The sequence below is a fragment of the Paenibacillus amylolyticus genome, from assembly GCF_050990605.1.
In the GTDB taxonomy this organism is placed as follows: Bacteria; Bacillota; Bacilli; order Paenibacillales; family Paenibacillaceae; genus Paenibacillus; species Paenibacillus amylolyticus_H.
Genome location: NZ_CP158832.1, coordinates 11,804 through 29,109, shown reverse-complemented (window position 1 = coordinate 29,109; position 17,306 = coordinate 11,804). Strand labels below are relative to the sequence as shown.

The following is a 17,306-nucleotide window of genomic DNA, read 5'->3' as shown; positions in this document are numbered from 1 at the left end:
ATTGTTTTACCTTTGTACAGGCGCTCCTGTCAGAGCCAGAAAGTTACCGAGCAGCTTCATACCAAGCTCTCCACTTTTCTCCGGGTGGAATTGCATGCCGAAGTTGGACCCTCTGCCTACAATGGCTGTCACCGGATGTCCGTAATCCGTTACCGCCAGCAGATCCTCCCTGTTGTCAGTAAGTGCATGATAGGAATGGACGAAATAGACGTGACCTGCCTCAAGCCCCGTGAATAGCGGGTTTTCCGCGTGCAGGAATTCCAAACGGTTCCATCCCATATGAGGAACCTTCAGTTCTCCGGGTGCGAATCGCACCACTTTACCTGGCAATATATCCAGTCCCTCATGTTCGCCATGCTCCTCACTTGAGCTGAACAACAACTGCATCCCCAGACAGATACCGAGCAGTGGCTTGGACCCTGCAGCGGCTTCTTTCACAACCGTATCCAGTCCACTCTCCCGCAGATGAACCATCGCATCACCAAAAGCACCTACGCCTGGCAGAATGACACCATCTGCGCCAAGAATCTCTTCCCGGTCACCCGTGACCAGCGCTTCGTAGCCAAGACGTTCGACCGCTTTGCCGACGCTGTGCAGGTTACCCATACCGTAATCGACAATTGCAATCGCCATCGTCTACAGCACTCCTTTCGTGGAAGGCACACCCGTTACACGTGGATCAATCATCGTTGCTTCATCCAGTGCACGTCCCAATGCCTTAAAGATTGCTTCAATCATGTGGTGGGTGTTCTGACCATAGTGCACAATGACATGTAACGTAATCCGAGCTTCCAGCGCCAATTTCCACAGGAACTCATGTACCAGCTCCGTGGAGAAACTGCCTACCTGTTGGGAAGGGTATTCTGCACGGTATTCAAAGTGCGGTCGGTTGCTCACATCAATAATAACCTGAGCGAGTGCCTCGTCCATCGGTACAAAAACACTGGCATAACGCTTGATGCCGCGTTTGTCACCCAACGCTTCTCGCAACGTCTGTCCCAGACAGATTCCGATATCTTCAACCGTGTGATGATCATCGATATCGATATCTCCACGGGCCTGCACGTTCAGGTCGAATTGTCCATGCTTCGTGAACAGATCCAGCATATGGTTCAGGAAAGGTACATCCGTTTCAATCGTGGATTGTCCTGTTCCATCTACATTAAAGGCCAATTGGATATTGGTCTCGTTCGTTTTACGATCAACCTCTGCTTGGCGCACTGCACCTTTGTTTTCAAGTTCCACACCATTATTTTGCTTATCCATTGTCCGATTCCGCCTTTCCTTCCTGTTCTAACCGTACAGCGATTGCACGGGCATGCCCTTCAAGACCCTCATGGCGGGCCAACTCTATAATAGCCGCTCCGTTCTGCAGCAGCGCTTCTTTACTATAATAGATCAGACTCGATTTTTTGATAAAATCATCCACATCCACTGGCGAACTGAATCGCGCAGTTCCATTCGTCGGAATAATGTGATTGGGTCCAGCAAAGTAATCCCCTACCGGCTCCGAGCTATACGGACCGAGGAAGATCGCTCCGGCATTCTCGATCCGGCCAGCGTAAGCCATTGGCTCCTGCACCATGATCTCCAGATGCTCCGGTGCGAGCCGGTTTACCACGTCGATTCCCTCATCGATAGAATCGACTACAATAATTGCGCCGTACTGCTCTACCGAAGCAGCAGCGATATCCCGCCGCGGCAGCACTTCAAGCTGCCGCTGCACTTCGCCCTGCACGGCTTCCGCCAGCGTGGCCGAATTCGTGACGAGAATGGCCGATGCCATCTCGTCATGTTCCGCCTGCGACAACAGGTCGGCGGCGACATACACCGGATTCGCCGTATCATCGGCGAGCACCACAATCTCACTCGGCCCGGCGATACTGTCGATATCGACCGCACCGTACACCTCGCGCTTCGCGAGCGCCACGTAAATATTGCCCGGTCCACAGATCTTGTCGACCGGGGCAATACTCTCCGTGCCGTAAGCCAGGGCGGCGATGGCTTGAGCGCCGCCAACCCGGTACATCTCGCTCACGCCTGCTTCCGCAGCAGCAACGAGAATGTACGGGTTAATACCTTCGCCGCCATTCGTCGACGGCGGCGTCACGAGAACAATCTCCGGCACGCCTGCCACCTGTGCCGGAATCACATTCATCAGCACAGACGATGGATACGCTGCTTTGCCGCCAGGTACATAGACCCCGACCCGCTTCAGCGGTCGGATGACCTGGCCCAGCAGGCTGCCGTCCGGCTGCCAATCCATCCACGAGTTGCGTTTCTGTTTCTCATGAAACGCACGAATGTTGGCGGCGGCTTGCCGAATCGCCGTCACAAAGGATGGCTCCACGGCTGCATAAGCCGCCTGCAGCTCTTCCTGCGGCACGCGCAATTCCGCGGCCGTCAGCTTCGTGCGGTCCAGCTGCTCCGTGTAACGCAGCAGGGCCATATCACCCTCACGGCGAATGTCGCTGACAATACGCCGTACCGTTTCATTTTGCTCTGGCGTGCCATACTCCACTTCCCGCTTCAGGTCAAACTCCCGTGCAGGTACAATTTTCATACGTACAACCTCCTCATCCTCTGTAATGCCTGCCTTTTTATGGCCAATTCGTTTCCTTGTTATGTCTCTTGTCTTGCTTTGCATGTTTCTCATCTATATTTCTGACGCAGTAGTTTATCCCCGAAAGCTTCCCGCCGATATCTCATTCGTTGCCGGTATGACCTGCTGAAGTGCATCACACAAAGCCTGGATTCGTGCATTTTTCATCCGATAACTTACCCGATTGGCGATAAGACGGCTGGTGATGTCCAGAATGCCTGTCATCTCCACCAATCCGTTCTCCCGCAGTGTCTGACCTGTCTCCACCAGATCGACAATCCGGTCTGCCAGACCAATCAAAGGCGCAAGCTCAATGGAACCATTTAGCTTGATCACCTCAACCTGCTGCCCCTGCTCCCGGAAATACTGCGAGGCAATTCTCGGATACTTCGTTGCAACACGTTGCTGAATGCCTGGCTTCCAGTCTGGAAGTCCGATCACAGACATGCGGCACTGGGCGATTCCCAGATTCAACAGTTCGTACACATCCCGATCTTCCTCCAGCAGCACGTCTTTACCGACAATTCCGATATCGGCAACACCGTACTCCACATACGTTGGAACATCTACTGGCTTCGCCATAATGAATTCCATTCCTGCTTCTGGTACTTCAATGACCAATCTGCGTGTATCATCCACGTCTTCTGGAATATCCAGCCCCGCTTCACGAAACAATTTGGAGGCTTTTTTATAGATTCGGCCCTTCGGCATGGCCACCTTCAGAATATCCGACATCTCAGCGTCCTCCTTCTTCAGATCCGTAAGTAATAACCTGCTCAGCCTGAACGGTTGTTGCTCCAGCAGATAAAGTACTTGCCCCAGCCCCGTCTTCAGGAAGAAGGAGTGTCACTACATTTTGTCCCATACTGCGTAATCTTGCCGCTTCTGTTAGTGCCTCGGCCCGACGTTTCGGGCTATATTGGATAAGTACCGGTTTATTCTCTTCAATGGTAATGCCGTGAACGCCATCAATAATCCGGTTGGTTTTCAGTGCAAACCCTGTAGCTGGCAACGAACGCCCGAATTGTTGTAACAGGTTGTCATAACGCCCGCCGCTACATACCGGAGATCCCAGTTCTGCTGCATATCCTTCAAACGTCATGCCCGTATAATAGGAGAAATCACCGATCATCGTCAGATCAATCAGCACATGCTCGGATACACCGTAAGCTTCCAACACTTCGAATACCGCACACAGATGTGCAATCGATTTTGCTGCTTCAGCGCTTGAACTTAGCTCTGCCGCATGGGTGCAGACTTCCTTGCCACCGCGCAGACGCAGGATCGCTTCAAGCTGTTCTTTTAACTTAGGCTCCAGATTCAATGCTTCAATGGACTGGCGATAGCCAACATAATCACGTCCGAGCAGCCCTTCCTTCAATTGCTCCTGCTCCGTTGTCTGGCCTGGAATCACTTCCTCCAGTAATCCGTTCAGGAAACCCATATGACCCATCGCTATTTTAAAAGAAGACACACCCGCTGCCTGCAAAGAGGCAATCGCAAGCGCAACGACTTCTGCATCCGCTTCAGGTGAATCGTCTCCGACCAGCTCCACGCCTGTCTGGAAGAATTCAGCCTCACGTCCAGCTTCCTCTTCAATGGAACGGAATACGTTCGCATGATAGGACAGACGCAGCGGCAACGGCTCATCTTTGAGCATGGATGAAACGACGCGTGCAATCGGAGCTGTTAGATCCGATCTCAACACCAGCGTGGTTCCCCGGCTGTTCAGCAATTTAAACAATTTGCGATCTGATGTAGAGCTTGCTACACCTACCGTGTCGTAGTATTCAATCGTTGGTGTGATGATCTGACGGTAACCCCAACGTTCCATACATTCCAATACATTCCGCTCAATCATCCGTAGCTTGGATACTACATGTGGTGTATAGTCGCGAAATCCGGTCGGTTTTTCAAATCCTTTTGGTTTGGACATTGGTATTATTCACCCCGAGTCAGTAATTTAAGAGTGGTGCTCGTTCTATTTCAACAGGATTTATGTAGTGTAAATCCCCATTCTATCTTGTAACCCTGAATCACCGTATTGCTTCAAAAAGTATTCAGCTATTGGTTTAGTTCAACCTTTATCACGTTTAATTCTTTCGATAATACTTTCGCATGGTAAAGTGCTAACAAACTAAAGGATATGGGATATGATAACATGAAATCTGCACTACCGTCAACAATACCAAAGCTTGATTGCCCTTGTAACGACATATCGTTTGATATACACACCCTTACCCTCACCAATCGGTATTTATATACGAAAAAAGCTGCCATAAGCAGCTTTTTACTACGAATCATCTTCATTGATTCATCTTCATTCATTACTCTATTGACTTAATGCACACTCCCCTGAGAAGAATCATCCGTGTTAAAGACAGTGTCTTCCTTAGAATCTGCCGCACGGGATAAATCACGCAGTGGATTGCCTCCAACAAAAGCTCCTGGTGCAACATTCTTATGTACGACAGCTCCAGCAGCTACAACGGCTCCATCCCCTATGGTTACACCAGGCAGAATCGTTGTATTGGCCCCAATCAGTACATTTTCCCCGATAATCACCTCACCGAGCCTGTACTCCTTAATGAGATACTCATGAGCGAGAATCGTTGTGTTGTAACCGATGACCGAGTTTTCGCCGACCGTTATTTTCTCCGGAAAAAACACATCAACCATCACCATCAGGCCAAAGGCCGTGTGTTTTCCCACCTTCATACCGAGCATTCGGCGGTAGATCCAGTTCTTCACCGATAGGATCGGGCAGTAACGTGACAACTGGATCCAGATAAAATTACGAACGCCCTTCCACGGACTCACTGTCTTGTAGATATGCCAAAGTGCATTCTGGTCCTCTACCGGATAGCGGGTTACTTTTCTCATGAACGTCCCATTTCAATACCAATGAGTTTTAACAAGTCTCTCATATCATGCAGCATATGATCGGGCCCATATCCGTTCAGGATTGTTTCCCCTTTAAGTGACCATGCAACCCCCGCCGAGAGTGCGCCCGCATTTTGAGCTGATTGGATGTCCACGGGACTGTCACCTACCATCAGCGTTTTAGCCGGATCTGAACCCAGTTCTGTCATGGCTTTCAGTACAGGCTCAGCGTGTGGCTTCGGATTCGTCACGTCGGTCACTGTTACAATTGTCTTCATATATTTCAGTAGGTCAAAACGTTCCAGCACCTTTAATGTAGATGGACGAATTTTGGTTGTGACTACACCCATCACAATGCCAGCCTGATGCAGCGCCTCTACTACCTCAATGACATGTGGAAAAGGTCTAACCATCGCTTCATGATGGATGTCATTATAGGCACGGTAACCTTTCACGTACTCGGAGACGTCCTCCTGGCCAGAGAAGGTGCGCATTTGTTGCTCCAGTGTGCCACCCATATGCGGAATAATCTGTTCCCGTGTCCATGGAGCTGAATGCTCCCATCCCCCCATGACATGCTGGAATGAGCTGATAATCAACTCATTGGTATCAATAATCGTTCCATCCAGATCAAACAATACCGTGTCAATCATGTTGCATTACTCCTTTTTATCATCAACTTGCTTGGATTCATCTTTGGCTGGAGGTGTTACCTTATTCTCTTTGCCTGCAACTGTTCCTGTATGCTCCATATCATCTGAGGTAACTTTGGACGATACAATTGGATCACTATAACGAACAACCGCTTTACCTGTCACTCTTCTCACCACAATGAATACAACAGCAACAATAATGATGCCAATAGCGAGCAGTTGCGAGATTCTTACGTTACCATAAGCAGGATCAAGATATCCTTGTTCGAAGCCCATCGCAGTCATTGGAGACCACAGCCCGTTCACTAATGAAGCAACCCATTGTGGAGCCTGGAAGCCGAGACTGTCCGTACGCAAAGCTTCAATGAAGAAACGACCGATAGAGTACCAGATGAAATAAGACATGAACAGTTCAGCTGAACGCAGAAACTTCTGACGACGCAGAACCAGCAACAAGACCAGACCAACGAGACTCCATATCGATTCATACAAAAACGCAGGATGGTGGAATACCCCGTCTACGTTCATTTGATTCACAATAAAGTCCGGCAGATGAAGCTTGTCTCTCAAAAATGACTCTTCCACAGGACCGCCGTAGGCTTCCTGATTCACAAAGTTCCCCCAGCGTCCTATCAACTGTCCAACGAGCAGTCCAGGCGCGCAAATATCGGCCATACGCCAGAAGTTATACCCTTTACGACGGAAGAAAATAACTGCACAGATGATTGCACCAATAAGGGCACCATAGATGGCAATACCGCCATTCCATATTTTAAAGACATCCCAGAAATTATCCTTATAATCTTCCCACTTAAATGCGACGTAGTAGATGCGGGCACCAATGATGGCAGATGGCACACCTAAAAGGACCATGTCCATGAACACTTCCTGTGGAATATTGTAGCGTTTGCCCTCCCGGATCACGAGCAGGAGTCCTATAAGTGCAGCAGCACCAAGAATAAGCCCGTACCAGTGAACCTTTAATGCTCCAACAGAGAAGGCAATCGGGTTCAACAGTAATAATGTATCCATTCATTCACACTCCTATTTATTCGATCAATCGCATGCATGACGAATGGTTGGCATGCCCTGCGCTTTAAGAGAAGCAGTACATGTCAACCATTCATCTTCATTTCATGTATAAAATATTCTTAATCCATGTCTTCCATATCTTCCGAGATGGTTGCTGTAAGCTTATTCGTGAATTGTAGTGCAGCATTAAGACCCATCTGTTTCAGACGATAGTTCATACCGGCTACTTCAATAATAACCGCCAAGTTCCGTCCCGGACGAACAGGAATCGTAACCAGAGGTACATCCGTATCAATGATACGTGTAGTCTCTTCATCCAGACCCAGACGATCGTATTGTTTATCCTGCTGCCATGCTTCCAGACGTACAACCAAGGTAATCCGTTTGTTATTTCGAACCGCACCAGCTCCGAACAATGTCATGACGTTGATAATACCGACACCTCGAATCTCGAGCAAGTGGCGAATCAATTCAGGTGCAGTACCGTGCAGCTGAAAATCTGACGTTTGGCGGATCTCTACCGCATCATCGGCAATCAGTCGGTGTCCACGTTTCACCAGTTCAAGTGCTGTTTCACTCTTACCAATACCGCTACTACCTGTGATCAGCATACCTACGCCATAGACATCACAAAGTACACCGTGAATGGTTGCTGTTGGTGCCAGTTTCTTTTCCAGGAATCCCGTAATTCGGCTAGATAGAATCGTTGTAGCCATGTTGCTGCGAAGTACAGCCAGATTCTGTTCTTCACTGATATCAATCAGCTCTTGGGGAACTTCCAGTCCACGCGTGACAACGATACAAGGCGTCTCTTCCGTACAAAGACGTTGCATACGATCACGTCGCTCTTGCTCAGGTAACATTGCAAAGAAAGCTAACTCCGTTCTTCCAAGTAGCTGTACCCGTTCTTGTGGATGGTATTCAAAATAACCGGCCATTTCCAGACCAGGACGGTTCAGGTCATCTACCGTGATGACTCTTTTCAATCCGTGAGATCCAGAAACAACCTCCAACTGAAATTGCTGCACCAATTCAGATACTTTCACTTTTTTCGCCATTTGTCTCTTCCTTTCAGCATTCGCTGTCCCTCTATGTACATCAGATCGTGTATCAGTTATTTCCATTATTAGCGCATTCATAGCATGGGGTACAGACTGCATACCCTTCCAACAGTCGATTCTCACAAAAATATGAAGACAGACCTTCAAATAATCTTAAATGAATTCCGGGATGAATGCAATCGCAGCCTCCGACAACCACTAATAAGAAAAGTCTTCTGATCGAAACCCTTCATAGGATACTACATTCGTAGTTTAGCGGCTGTTTTTCTTGCGGTTATTAATCATCCAACTCTGCCAAAACTTATAAATCCAATAATCTTAAAAGAGCCCCTTCCAGCAAAAACGGAAGGGGCTCTCATTACAATGTATAATTGCGTTAACTGTCAGGTTCCATCATCACCGAGGAATCCCAGTATTATTTGTCTTGAAGAAGTACGTTCACTTCAGTCTCTTTGTCAAAGATATGAACTTTGTTCATGTCGATGGCCATTTTAACTGTGGAACCATCACGAGTGTTAGAACGTCCATCTACACGTGCGATTGTTGTATCATTACCTACACCACTCAAGTAGAGGAGCATTTCGTGACCCAGGTTCTCTGTAACATCTACGTGTGTAGAGAATACAGAGTTCGGGGATGCTTCCAAGAATACTGGCTCTTCGTGAATGTCTTCTGGACGAACACCCAGAATGACTTCTTTGCCAATGTATCCTCTAGACTTCAACACTTGTGCTTTACCTTGCGGGATTTCAACGTCCACGCCTGGAGCTACGAAGTGCAGGTTAGCACCTTGCTCAGCCAATTTACCCGAGATAAAGTTCATTGTCGGGGAACCGATGAAACCAGCTACGAACAGGTTAGCCGGCAGGTTATACAACTCTTCCGGAGAAGCTGCTTGTTGGATGATACCATCCTTCATAACTACGATCCGATCACCCATCGTCATCGCTTCGATCTGGTCATGCGTTACGTAGATAACCGTTGTTTCCAAACGTTTCGCGAGTTTAGTGATCTCAGCACGCATTTGACCACGCAGTTTGGCATCCAAGTTGGAGAGAGGCTCATCCATCAAGAAGACTTGTGGATCACGGACAATCGCACGTCCCAAAGCGACACGCTGACGTTGACCACCGGACAATGCCTTAGGTTTACGCTCAAGCAAATGCTCGATATCCAGGATTTTAGCTGCTTCACGTACACGTTTGTCGATCTCATCTTTTTTAACCTTACGCAATTTCAAACCAAACGCCATGTTTTGATATACGCTCATATGCGGATACAAGGCATAGGATTGGAATACCATCGCGATATCGCGGTCTTTAGGTGCAACATCATTAACGACACGGTCACCGATATAGAGTTTACCTTCAGAAATTTCCTCAAGGCCTGCGATCATACGAAGTGTTGTTGATTTACCACAACCGGACGGACCTACCAGTACCAGAAATTCTTTATCTTTAATGTCCAGGTTAATGTCAACTACAGTTGCTTTATCAGAACCCGGGTATTTTTTGAAAATATGCTCTAAACGTACTCCAGCCATGATTGTTGCCTCCTCAGAGATCATTTTGTAATCGAATACAATTTGTATTTTTATAATACCCTATCTACGTGAGGTTTGACTATTCGCAAACTGCACAAAAATATCAATGCTTTTTCGTCACTTTGTACATTAGTAGTAAAAACTGCACTAGAACAGCACTCTCGAAGTGCCTCACATCATAACCAATTTCCTGTTTGATCTTATCCAGACGATATACCAACGTGTTACGATGAATGAAAAGCCGTTTGGCTGTCTCGCTTACATTACAGTCCAGGCTAAAAAAGGTCTCTAGCGTAGCGAGGGTCTCACTGTCATTGAAGATTAACGTGTCTTTGCCTGTTTCCTGTATAAAACGTGTACGTTGTTCATCTGGGATGCTCGCTACCAACCGCTCCAGATGCAGATCCCAAGGGAGATGAATATGCTGCGTAACATGGAATGCTCTCCCCAAGTGAACACTTTCTTTAAGAAGAGCTGTGACCGATACGAGTTGTTGTGAGGGAATGCATGGCAGGGATGCAGACAGATGGAATAACCCAGCCCACTCACTGGCAACCAATTCATGCAGCCCCAGACAAAAAGCGTTCAGGGAATCCTTTTTGGCTTCCGTTGTATCTTCCTCGGCTTCTTCTGTAACAATTTCTTTATCACCCATGAAAATCCACTCTTGCTCCCCTAAAGGAATCATCACAATTTCCTTGCCAAAGTAACTCTCAAGCAACTTGTTGAGTTCCTTGGATAGTAAACGATGTGCATCCGGTGTATCCCCTTGCAGCAAAAACAGAATCTTCTCAGCGTTCAATCCTGCAGACACCACAAAGCGATCAGGAACCGCCTCAGATTCCTTCTTGGTTGGTTCTTCGATCTGCTCTTTAAGCCAGAGACCCAATTCAGTCAAATACTGCTCTCTATCATTCTCATATACAACAGGCTGTGTCTCATCGGGTAGTCCCATATTAGAACGGATCAAAAGTTCAATAAATCTCCGTCTCTCCACAGTGATAGATCTTGCAGCGCATCCCCAACATACGACGGTCTCTTCTTCCTCATTCATCCGAACCTTAAAAAATATACGCTCTCCCGTATTCAAACTGATCACATCGGATGAACTTGGAGATGTAGATTGGTCAGATATATCCTGAATCTCACCTTCATCACCACAGGTCTCAGAATTCCCATGAAGATGAACCAGATTCGCCACGGATTGCGTCCATTCTTCTATTGTAATTTCATATTCGTCCAAAGTTGTGCCTATAATGACTTCAATTTGCTGTTTTAGATCAGGTATGAACTTCATATAATGAACGTCACCACTCTGCATGTTTTCTATTAGTTTATCATATCTTGCCCAGCATTAATAAATATCCATATTCCGTTAAAATTAAATAACAAAAAAGAGCAACTAATCAAATTAATGATTAATCACTCTTCTTAAAGATGAGTCATGAAGGGCTCGAACCTTCGACACCCTGATTAAAAGTCAGGTGCTCTACCAACTGAGCTAATGACTCATAAAACTGGTGGAGGATGATGGATTCGAACCACCGAACCCGTACGGGAGCAGATTTACAGTCTGATGCGTTTGGCCACTTCGCTAATCCTCCAGGGATTAAAGGTGGCTCGGGACGGAATCGAACCGCCGACACGAGGATTTTCAGTCCTCTGCTCTACCGACTGAGCTACCGAGCCATATTTAATTTTTAGGATTAATGGCGGAACCGACGGGATTCGAACCCGCGATCTCCTGCGTGACAGGCAGGCATGTTAGGCCAACTACACCACGGTTCCAGGCATTAATGGTGCCGGCGAGAGGACTTGAACCCCCAACCTACTGATTACAAGTCAGTTGCTCTACCAGTTGAGCTACACCGGCGTATATGGTGGAGGCTGAGGGGATCGAACCCCCGACCCTCTGCTTGTAAGGCAGATGCTCTCCCAGCTGAGCTAAGCCTCCTGGGTAATATGGTAGCGGCGGAGGGGATCGAACCCCCGACCTTACGGGTATGAACCGTACGCTCTAGCCAGCTGAGCTACACCGCCATATTAATTGTGTCTTGATTGCTTGTCCATCTTTCTTTAGGTAAAGATGGCGGAGAGAGAGGGATTCGAACCCTCGCACCGCTTACGCAGTCTAACCCCTTAGCAGAGGGTCCCCTTATAGCCACTTGGGTATCTCTCCAAATAACAATCTTCAACATCATCAAGGATTGCTCCCTGAAAACTAGATTCGAAACGAAACATGCGAATTAAACTTGCTATTGGATAAGCCCTCGACCGATTAGTACTGGTCAGCTCCATGCATTGCTGCACTTCCACCCCCAGCCTATCTACCTCGTCGTCTTCAAGGGGTCTTACATACTGGGAAATCTCATCTTGAGGGGGGCTTCACGCTTAGATGCTTTCAGCGTTTATCCCGTCCGTACATAGCTACCCAGCGGTGCTCCTGGCGGAACAACTGGTACACCAGCGGTACGTCCATCCCGGTCCTCTCGTACTAAGGACAGCTCCTCTCAAATTTCCTACGCCCACGACAGATAGGGACCGAACTGTCTCACGACGTTCTGAACCCAGCTCGCGTACCGCTTTAATGGGCGAACAGCCCAACCCTTGGGACCTACTTCAGCCCCAGGATGCGATGAGCCGACATCGAGGTGCCAAACCTCCCCGTCGATGTGGACTCTTGGGGGAGATAAGCCTGTTATCCCCAGGGTAGCTTTTATCCGTTGAGCGATGGCCCTTCCATGCGGTACCACCGGATCACTAAGCCCGACTTTCGTCCCTGCTCGACTTGTAGGTCTCGCAGTCAAGCTCCCTTATGCCTTTGCACTCTTCGAATGATTTCCAACCATTCTGAGGGAACCTTTGGGCGCCTCCGTTACTCTTTAGGAGGCGACCGCCCCAGTCAAACTGCCCACCTGACACTGTCCCCGCACCGGATTACGGTACCAGGTTAGAACCTAGATACGATCAGGGTGGTATCCCAACGTTGCCTCCACACAAGCTGGCGCTCATGTCTCTCAGGCTCCCACCTATCCTGTACAGATCGTACCCAAATTCAATATCAAGCTGCAGTAAAGCTCCATGGGGTCTTTCCGTCTTGTCGCGGGTAACCTGCATCTTCACAGGTATTAAAATTTCACCGGATCTCTCGTTGAGACAGCGCCCAAGTCGTTACGCCATTCGTGCGGGTCAGAATTTACCTGACAAGGAATTTCGCTACCTTAGGACCGTTATAGTTACGGCCGCCGTTTACTGGGGCTTCGGTTCACAGCTTCGGGATTGCTCCCTAACCACTCCCCTTAACCTTCCAGCACCGGGCAGGCGTCAGCCCGTATACTTCGCCTTACGGCTTCGCACAGACCTGTGTTTTTGCTAAACAGTCGCTTGGGCCTTTTCACTGCGGCCCCCTCGTGCTATTCACACTACCGGGGCACCCCTTCTCCCGAAGTTACGGGGTCATTTTGCCGAGTTCCTTAACGAGAGTTCTTCCGCGCGCCTTAGAATACTCTTCTCGCCTACCTGTGTCGGTTTGCGGTACGGGCACCTTCACCTGGCTAGAGGCTTTTCTTGGCAGTGTGAGATCATGACCTTCGCTACTATAATTTTCGCTCCCCATCACAGCTCAGCCTTACGATGTGCGGATTTGCCTACACATCAGCCTCACTGCTTAGACGGACATCCATCAGTCCGCGTCACTACCCTACTGCGTCCCCCCATTGCTCATAACGGCTTACGGTGGTACAGGAATTTCGACCTGTTGTCCTTCGACTACGCCTTTCGGCCTCGCCTTAGGTCCCGACTTACCCTGAGCGGACGAGCCTTCCTCAGGAACCCTTAGGCTTTCGGCGGATCAGATTCTCACTGATCTTTTCGTTACTCATACCGGCATTCTCACTTGTATAATGTCCAGCGCTCCTTACGGTACACCTTCAACCCTTATACAACGCTCCCCTACCCCTGATGCAAAGCATCAAGCCATAGCTTCGGTGGTGTGTTTAGCCCCGTTACATTTTCGGCGCAGAGTCACTCGACCAGTGAGCTATTACGCACTCTTTCAATGGTGGCTGCTTCTAAGCCAACATCCTGGTTGTCTGTGCAACTCCACATCCTTTCCCACTTAACACACACTTGGGGACCTTAGCTGATGGTCTGGGCTGTTTCCCTTTTGACAATGGATCTTAGCACTCACTGTCTGACTCCCGGAAGTAAGTCTATGGCATTCGGAGTTTGACTGAGCTTGGTAACCCTTGCGGGCCCCGCACCCAATCAGTGCTCTACCTCCACGACTCTGTTTTCCGAGGCTAGCCCTAAAGCTATTTCGGGGAGAACCAGCTATCTCCGAGTTCGATTGGAATTTCTCCGCTACCCCCACCTCATCCCCGCACTTTTCAACGTGCGTGGGTTCGGGCCTCCAGTGCGTGTTACCGCACCTTCACCCTGGACAGGGGTAGATCACCCGGTTTCGGGTCTACGTCCACGTACTAACTCGCCCTATTCAGACTCGCTTTCGCTGCGGCTCCGGCTCTTCACCTTAACCTTGCACGGGAACGTAACTCGCCGGTTCATTCTACAAAAGGCACGCCATCACCCCTAAAACGGGCTCTGACTTTTTGTAAGCACACGGTTTCAGGTTCTATTTCACTCCCCTTCCGGGGTGCTTTTCACCTTTCCCTCACGGTACTGCTTCACTATCGGTCGCTAGGAAGTATTTAGCCTTGGCAGATGGTCCTGCCGGATTCATACGGGGTTTCACGTGCCCCGCACTACTCGGGATCCGTCTCGGAGGGAACCAACTTTCAACTACAGGGCTTTTACCTTCTTTGGCGGGCCTTTCCAGACCTCTTCGCTTAACCGGTTCCTTTGTAACTCCATGTGAGACGTCCCACAACCCCAGAGAGCAAGCTCTCTGGTTTGGGCTTCTCCGCGTTCGCTCGCCGCTACTGACGGAATCACTATTGTTTTCTCTTCCTCAGGGTACTTAGATGTTTCAGTTCCCCTGGTATGCCTCTACACAACCTATGTATTCAGTTGTGAGTAACTGGAAATTACCCCAGCTGGGTTTCCCCATTCGGACACCCCCGGATCAAAGCTTGCTTACAGCTCCCCGAGGCAGTTTCGTTGTTCGCCACGTCCTTCATCGGCTCCTAGCGCCTAGGCATCCTCCGTGTGCTCTTAGTAGCTTAACCATATTGCTCCGGTTTCGATTGCTCGCTTCCCTTGTTTTGGACTGCGTCCAAAGCCAAAAGTCGCTCCCACTCGATACCATCGCAAAAGCAATTAAGTACCAATTTATTAAACTTGTTATACACAAGTTCAGCTAAAAAGGAATATTCTAATTCGCGTTTGTTTCGTTTCGATATCTAGTTTTCAAAGAACAAGCTCCATGCAAAAGCAAGCTGTTTGAGAGTTTGAGCTCTCAAAACTGAGCAACGAGTGAGTTGAAAGCTTTACGAAGTAAAGCTCGCTTCGGAAGCATGCTTCCTGAAGACTTTTTGAATGTTTCCGTTACAGGAAACGATTCTCCATAGAAAGGAGGTGATCCAGCCGCACCTTCCGATACGGCTACCTTGTTACGACTTCACCCCAATCATCTATCCCACCTTCGGCGGCTGGCTCCTTGCGGTTACCCCACCGACTTCGGGTGTTATAAACTCTCGTGGTGTGACGGGCGGTGTGTACAAGACCCGGGAACGTATTCACCGCGGCATGCTGATCCGCGATTACTAGCAATTCCGACTTCATGCAGGCGAGTTGCAGCCTGCAATCCGAACTGAGACCGGCTTTGTTGGGATTGGCTCCATCTCGCGATTTCGCAGCCCGTTGTACCGGCCATTGTAGTACGTGTGTAGCCCAGGTCATAAGGGGCATGATGATTTGACGTCATCCCCACCTTCCTCCGGTTTGTCACCGGCAGTCTATCTAGAGTGCCCACCCGAAGTGCTGGCAACTAAATATAAGGGTTGCGCTCGTTGCGGGACTTAACCCAACATCTCACGACACGAGCTGACGACAACCATGCACCACCTGTCTCCTCTGTCCCGAAGGAAAGATACATCTCTGTACCGATCAGAGGGATGTCAAGACCTGGTAAGGTTCTTCGCGTTGCTTCGAATTAAACCACATACTCCACTGCTTGTGCGGGTCCCCGTCAATTCCTTTGAGTTTCAGTCTTGCGACCGTACTCCCCAGGCGGAGTGCTTAATGTGTTAACTTCGGCACCAAGGGTATCGAAACCCCTAACACCTAGCACTCATCGTTTACGGCGTGGACTACCAGGGTATCTAATCCTGTTTGCTCCCCACGCTTTCGCGCCTCAGCGTCAGTTACAGCCCAGAGAGTCGCCTTCGCCACTGGTGTTCCTCCACATATCTACGCATTTCACCGCTACACGTGGAATTCCACTCTCCTCTTCTGCACTCAAGTCACCCAGTTTCCAGTGCGATCCGGGGTTGAGCCCCGGGATTAAACACCAGACTTAAATGACCGCCTGCGCGCGCTTTACGCCCAATAATTCCGGACAACGCTTGCCCCCTACGTATTACCGCGGCTGCTGGCACGTAGTTAGCCGGGGCTTTCTTCTCAGGTACCGTCACCTTGAGAGCAGTTACTCTCCCAAGCGTTCTTCCCTGGCAACAGAGCTTTACGATCCGAAAACCTTCATCACTCACGCGGCATTGCTCCGTCAGGCTTTCGCCCATTGCGGAAGATTCCCTACTGCTGCCTCCCGTAGGAGTCTGGGCCGTGTCTCAGTCCCAGTGTGGCCGATCACCCTCTCAGGTCGGCTACGCATCGTCGCCTTGGTGAGCCGTTACCCCACCAACTAGCTAATGCGCCGCAGGCCCATCCCCAAGTGACAGATTGCTCCGTCTTTCCAGTTCCCTTCAGGTGAAGAAAACAACTATTCGGTATTAGCTACCGTTTCCGGTAGTTGTCCCAAACTTGAGGGCAGGTTGCCTACGTGTTACTCACCCGTCCGCCGCTAAGCATCAAGGAAGCAAGCTTCCTATCAACTCCGCTCGACTTGCATGTATTAGGCATGCCGCCAGCGTTCGTCCTGAGCCAGGATCAAACTCTCCAATAAAGTATTGAAAAGAGCGATAAGCTCATTTTGAATCTGACGAGATTAAACATCTCATTTGTGCTCCAGCCGATTCAAGCCAAGGCTTGTTTCGAACTTTCGCGTTCATTCTGCAAGCAGAATGTTTACTCACTCGTTGTTCAGTTTTCAAAGATCAAACTTGTTTTGTTACCAAATGTTGTTCTCTTCAGCAACTTTTATATCTTACCACATCCGAACCAACTTTGCAAGCTTTTTTCTAAGTTTCTTTCGAAGCTTATTTCATTTGCTTGCCGCACCGTGTAAACCGTGTTTTCTTGGCCGGAATTAGAATATACCATGTACAGATATTGAATGCAAGTCTTTTTTTGAGTAATTATATATCTTTCTATAATCTTTCTGTTTTTTTCTACATTCCACACTTATTTCACTTAAAAGGCCTCTCTATAAAGAAAGGCCTTCTCATCAATACTTT

General features: G+C 48.9%; 11 protein-coding genes, 8 tRNA genes and 2 rRNA genes. All 21 read right to left on the bottom strand.

Annotated features, from left to right (window positions below; genetic code table 11):
• Nucleotides 1–6: 6 nt before the first annotated feature.
• The 21 genes from hisH to ABTV53_RS00050 all read right to left on the bottom strand — a co-directional run bounded on the left by hisH (nt 7) and on the right by ABTV53_RS00050 (nt 16,855).
• Nucleotides 7–633, bottom strand: coding sequence for an imidazole glycerol phosphate synthase subunit HisH (gene hisH / locus ABTV53_RS00150; RefSeq protein ID WP_433749321.1), 627 nt, complete (start codon nt 631–633; stop codon nt 7–9).
• Nucleotides 634–636: 3 nt separating this feature from the next.
• Nucleotides 637–1,266 carry an imidazoleglycerol-phosphate dehydratase HisB gene (gene hisB, locus ABTV53_RS00145; RefSeq protein WP_036674766.1) on the bottom strand — a complete coding sequence of 210 codons (630 nt, stop codon included), beginning with the start codon at nt 1,264–1,266 and terminating at the stop codon, nt 637–639.
• Entirely contained in the window at nt 1,259–2,563 is a 1,305-nt protein-coding gene (gene hisD / locus ABTV53_RS00140; RefSeq protein WP_433753990.1) for a histidinol dehydrogenase, read from the bottom strand. Before hisD ends, hisB begins: the two co-directional genes overlap by 8 nt.
• A 114-nt stretch (nt 2,564–2,677) precedes the next feature.
• A complete protein-coding gene (hisG, locus tag ABTV53_RS00135) occupies nt 2,678–3,337 on the bottom strand; it encodes an ATP phosphoribosyltransferase (RefSeq protein ID WP_433749317.1) in 660 nt (219 codons plus the stop codon).
• Between the two features lies 1 nt (nt 3,338).
• Nucleotides 3,339–4,538 (bottom strand): ATP phosphoribosyltransferase regulatory subunit, encoded by a 1,200-nt coding sequence (locus tag ABTV53_RS00130; protein WP_433749314.1) that lies wholly within the window; start codon nt 4,536–4,538, stop codon nt 3,339–3,341.
• Nucleotides 4,539–4,942: 404 nt separating this feature from the next.
• A complete protein-coding gene (locus tag ABTV53_RS00125; protein ID WP_433749311.1) occupies nt 4,943–5,485 on the bottom strand; it encodes an acyltransferase in 543 nt (180 codons plus the stop codon).
• Entirely contained in the window at nt 5,482–6,138 is a 657-nt protein-coding gene (gene ppaX / locus ABTV53_RS00120; RefSeq protein WP_433749308.1) for a pyrophosphatase PpaX, read from the bottom strand. Before ppaX ends, ABTV53_RS00125 begins: the two co-directional genes overlap by 4 nt.
• A 6-nt stretch (nt 6,139–6,144) precedes the next feature.
• The gene (gene lgt, locus ABTV53_RS00115; protein WP_433749305.1) at nt 6,145–7,170 is read right to left on the bottom strand and encodes a prolipoprotein diacylglyceryl transferase; all 1,026 of its coding nucleotides are present in this window, start codon (nt 7,168–7,170) and stop codon (nt 6,145–6,147) included.
• 119 nt (nt 7,171–7,289) lie between these two features.
• Nucleotides 7,290–8,228: an HPr(Ser) kinase/phosphatase gene (hprK, locus tag ABTV53_RS00110; RefSeq protein WP_017691278.1), complete on the bottom strand. Its 939-nt coding sequence runs from the start codon at nt 8,226–8,228 to the stop codon at nt 7,290–7,292.
• A 418-nt stretch (nt 8,229–8,646) separates the two neighbouring features.
• On the bottom strand, nt 8,647–9,774 hold the full coding sequence (locus tag ABTV53_RS00105; protein WP_433749302.1) for an ABC transporter ATP-binding protein: 1,128 nt from the start codon (nt 9,772–9,774) through the stop codon (nt 8,647–8,649).
• Nucleotides 9,775–9,877: 103 nt separating this feature from the next.
• Entirely contained in the window at nt 9,878–11,071 is a 1,194-nt protein-coding gene (locus tag ABTV53_RS00100) for a PucR family transcriptional regulator (RefSeq protein WP_433749299.1), read from the bottom strand.
• Nucleotides 11,072–11,212: 141 nt separating this feature from the next.
• Nucleotides 11,213–11,285: transfer RNA gene (locus tag ABTV53_RS00095), tRNA-Lys, on the bottom strand.
• Between the two features lie 7 nt (nt 11,286–11,292).
• Nucleotides 11,293–11,378: transfer RNA gene (locus tag ABTV53_RS00090), tRNA-Tyr, on the bottom strand.
• A 12-nt stretch (nt 11,379–11,390) separates the two neighbouring features.
• Nucleotides 11,391–11,463, bottom strand: a tRNA-Phe gene (locus ABTV53_RS00085).
• A gap of 21 nt (nt 11,464–11,484) precedes the next feature.
• Nucleotides 11,485–11,562 (bottom strand) — tRNA-Asp (locus ABTV53_RS00080).
• A 9-nt stretch (nt 11,563–11,571) separates the two neighbouring features.
• A tRNA-Thr gene (locus ABTV53_RS00075) sits at nt 11,572–11,647 on the bottom strand.
• 5 nt (nt 11,648–11,652) lie between these two features.
• Nucleotides 11,653–11,728 (bottom strand) — tRNA-Val (locus ABTV53_RS00070).
• A 9-nt stretch (nt 11,729–11,737) separates the two neighbouring features.
• Nucleotides 11,738–11,814 (bottom strand) — tRNA-Met (locus ABTV53_RS00065).
• A gap of 47 nt (nt 11,815–11,861) precedes the next feature.
• Nucleotides 11,862–11,953, bottom strand: a tRNA-Ser gene (locus tag ABTV53_RS00060).
• Between the two features lie 79 nt (nt 11,954–12,032).
• Nucleotides 12,033–14,960, bottom strand: a 23S ribosomal RNA gene (locus ABTV53_RS00055).
• A gap of 342 nt (nt 14,961–15,302) precedes the next feature.
• Nucleotides 15,303–16,855: ribosomal RNA gene (locus ABTV53_RS00050) — 16S ribosomal RNA — on the bottom strand.
• The 16S and 23S rRNA genes sit together here with 8 tRNA genes alongside, the layout of an rRNA operon.
• Nucleotides 16,856–17,306 lie beyond the last annotated feature (451 nt).

Bases quoted from the DNA above. Each gene is read 5' to 3' on its own strand.
- ABTV53_RS00105 (WP_433749302.1), bottom strand. From the start codon at position 9,774: ATGGCTGGAGTACGTTTAGAGCATATTTTCAAAAAATACCCGGGTTCT.
- hisH (WP_433749321.1), bottom strand. From the start codon at position 633: ATGGCGATTGCAATTGTCGATTACGGTATGGGTAACCTGCACAGCGTC.
- ABTV53_RS00125 (WP_433749311.1), bottom strand. From the start codon at position 5,485: ATGAGAAAAGTAACCCGCTATCCGGTAGAGGACCAGAATGCACTTTGG.
- hisD (WP_433753990.1), bottom strand. From the start codon at position 2,563: ATGAAAATTGTACCTGCACGGGAGTTTGACCTGAAGCGGGAAGTGGAG.
- lgt (WP_433749305.1), bottom strand. From the start codon at position 7,170: ATGGATACATTATTACTGTTGAACCCGATTGCCTTCTCTGTTGGAGCA.
- ppaX (WP_433749308.1), bottom strand. From the start codon at position 6,138: ATGATTGACACGGTATTGTTTGATCTGGATGGAACGATTATTGATACC.
- hisG (WP_433749317.1), bottom strand. From the start codon at position 3,337: ATGTCGGATATTCTGAAGGTGGCCATGCCGAAGGGCCGAATCTATAAA.
- ABTV53_RS00100 (WP_433749299.1), bottom strand. From the start codon at position 11,071: ATGAAGTTCATACCTGATCTAAAACAGCAAATTGAAGTCATTATAGGC.
- hprK (WP_017691278.1), bottom strand. From the start codon at position 8,228: ATGGCGAAAAAAGTGAAAGTATCTGAATTGGTGCAGCAATTTCAGTTG.
- ABTV53_RS00130 (WP_433749314.1), bottom strand. From the start codon at position 4,538: ATGTCCAAACCAAAAGGATTTGAAAAACCGACCGGATTTCGCGACTAT.
- hisB (WP_036674766.1), bottom strand. From the start codon at position 1,266: ATGGATAAGCAAAATAATGGTGTGGAACTTGAAAACAAAGGTGCAGTG.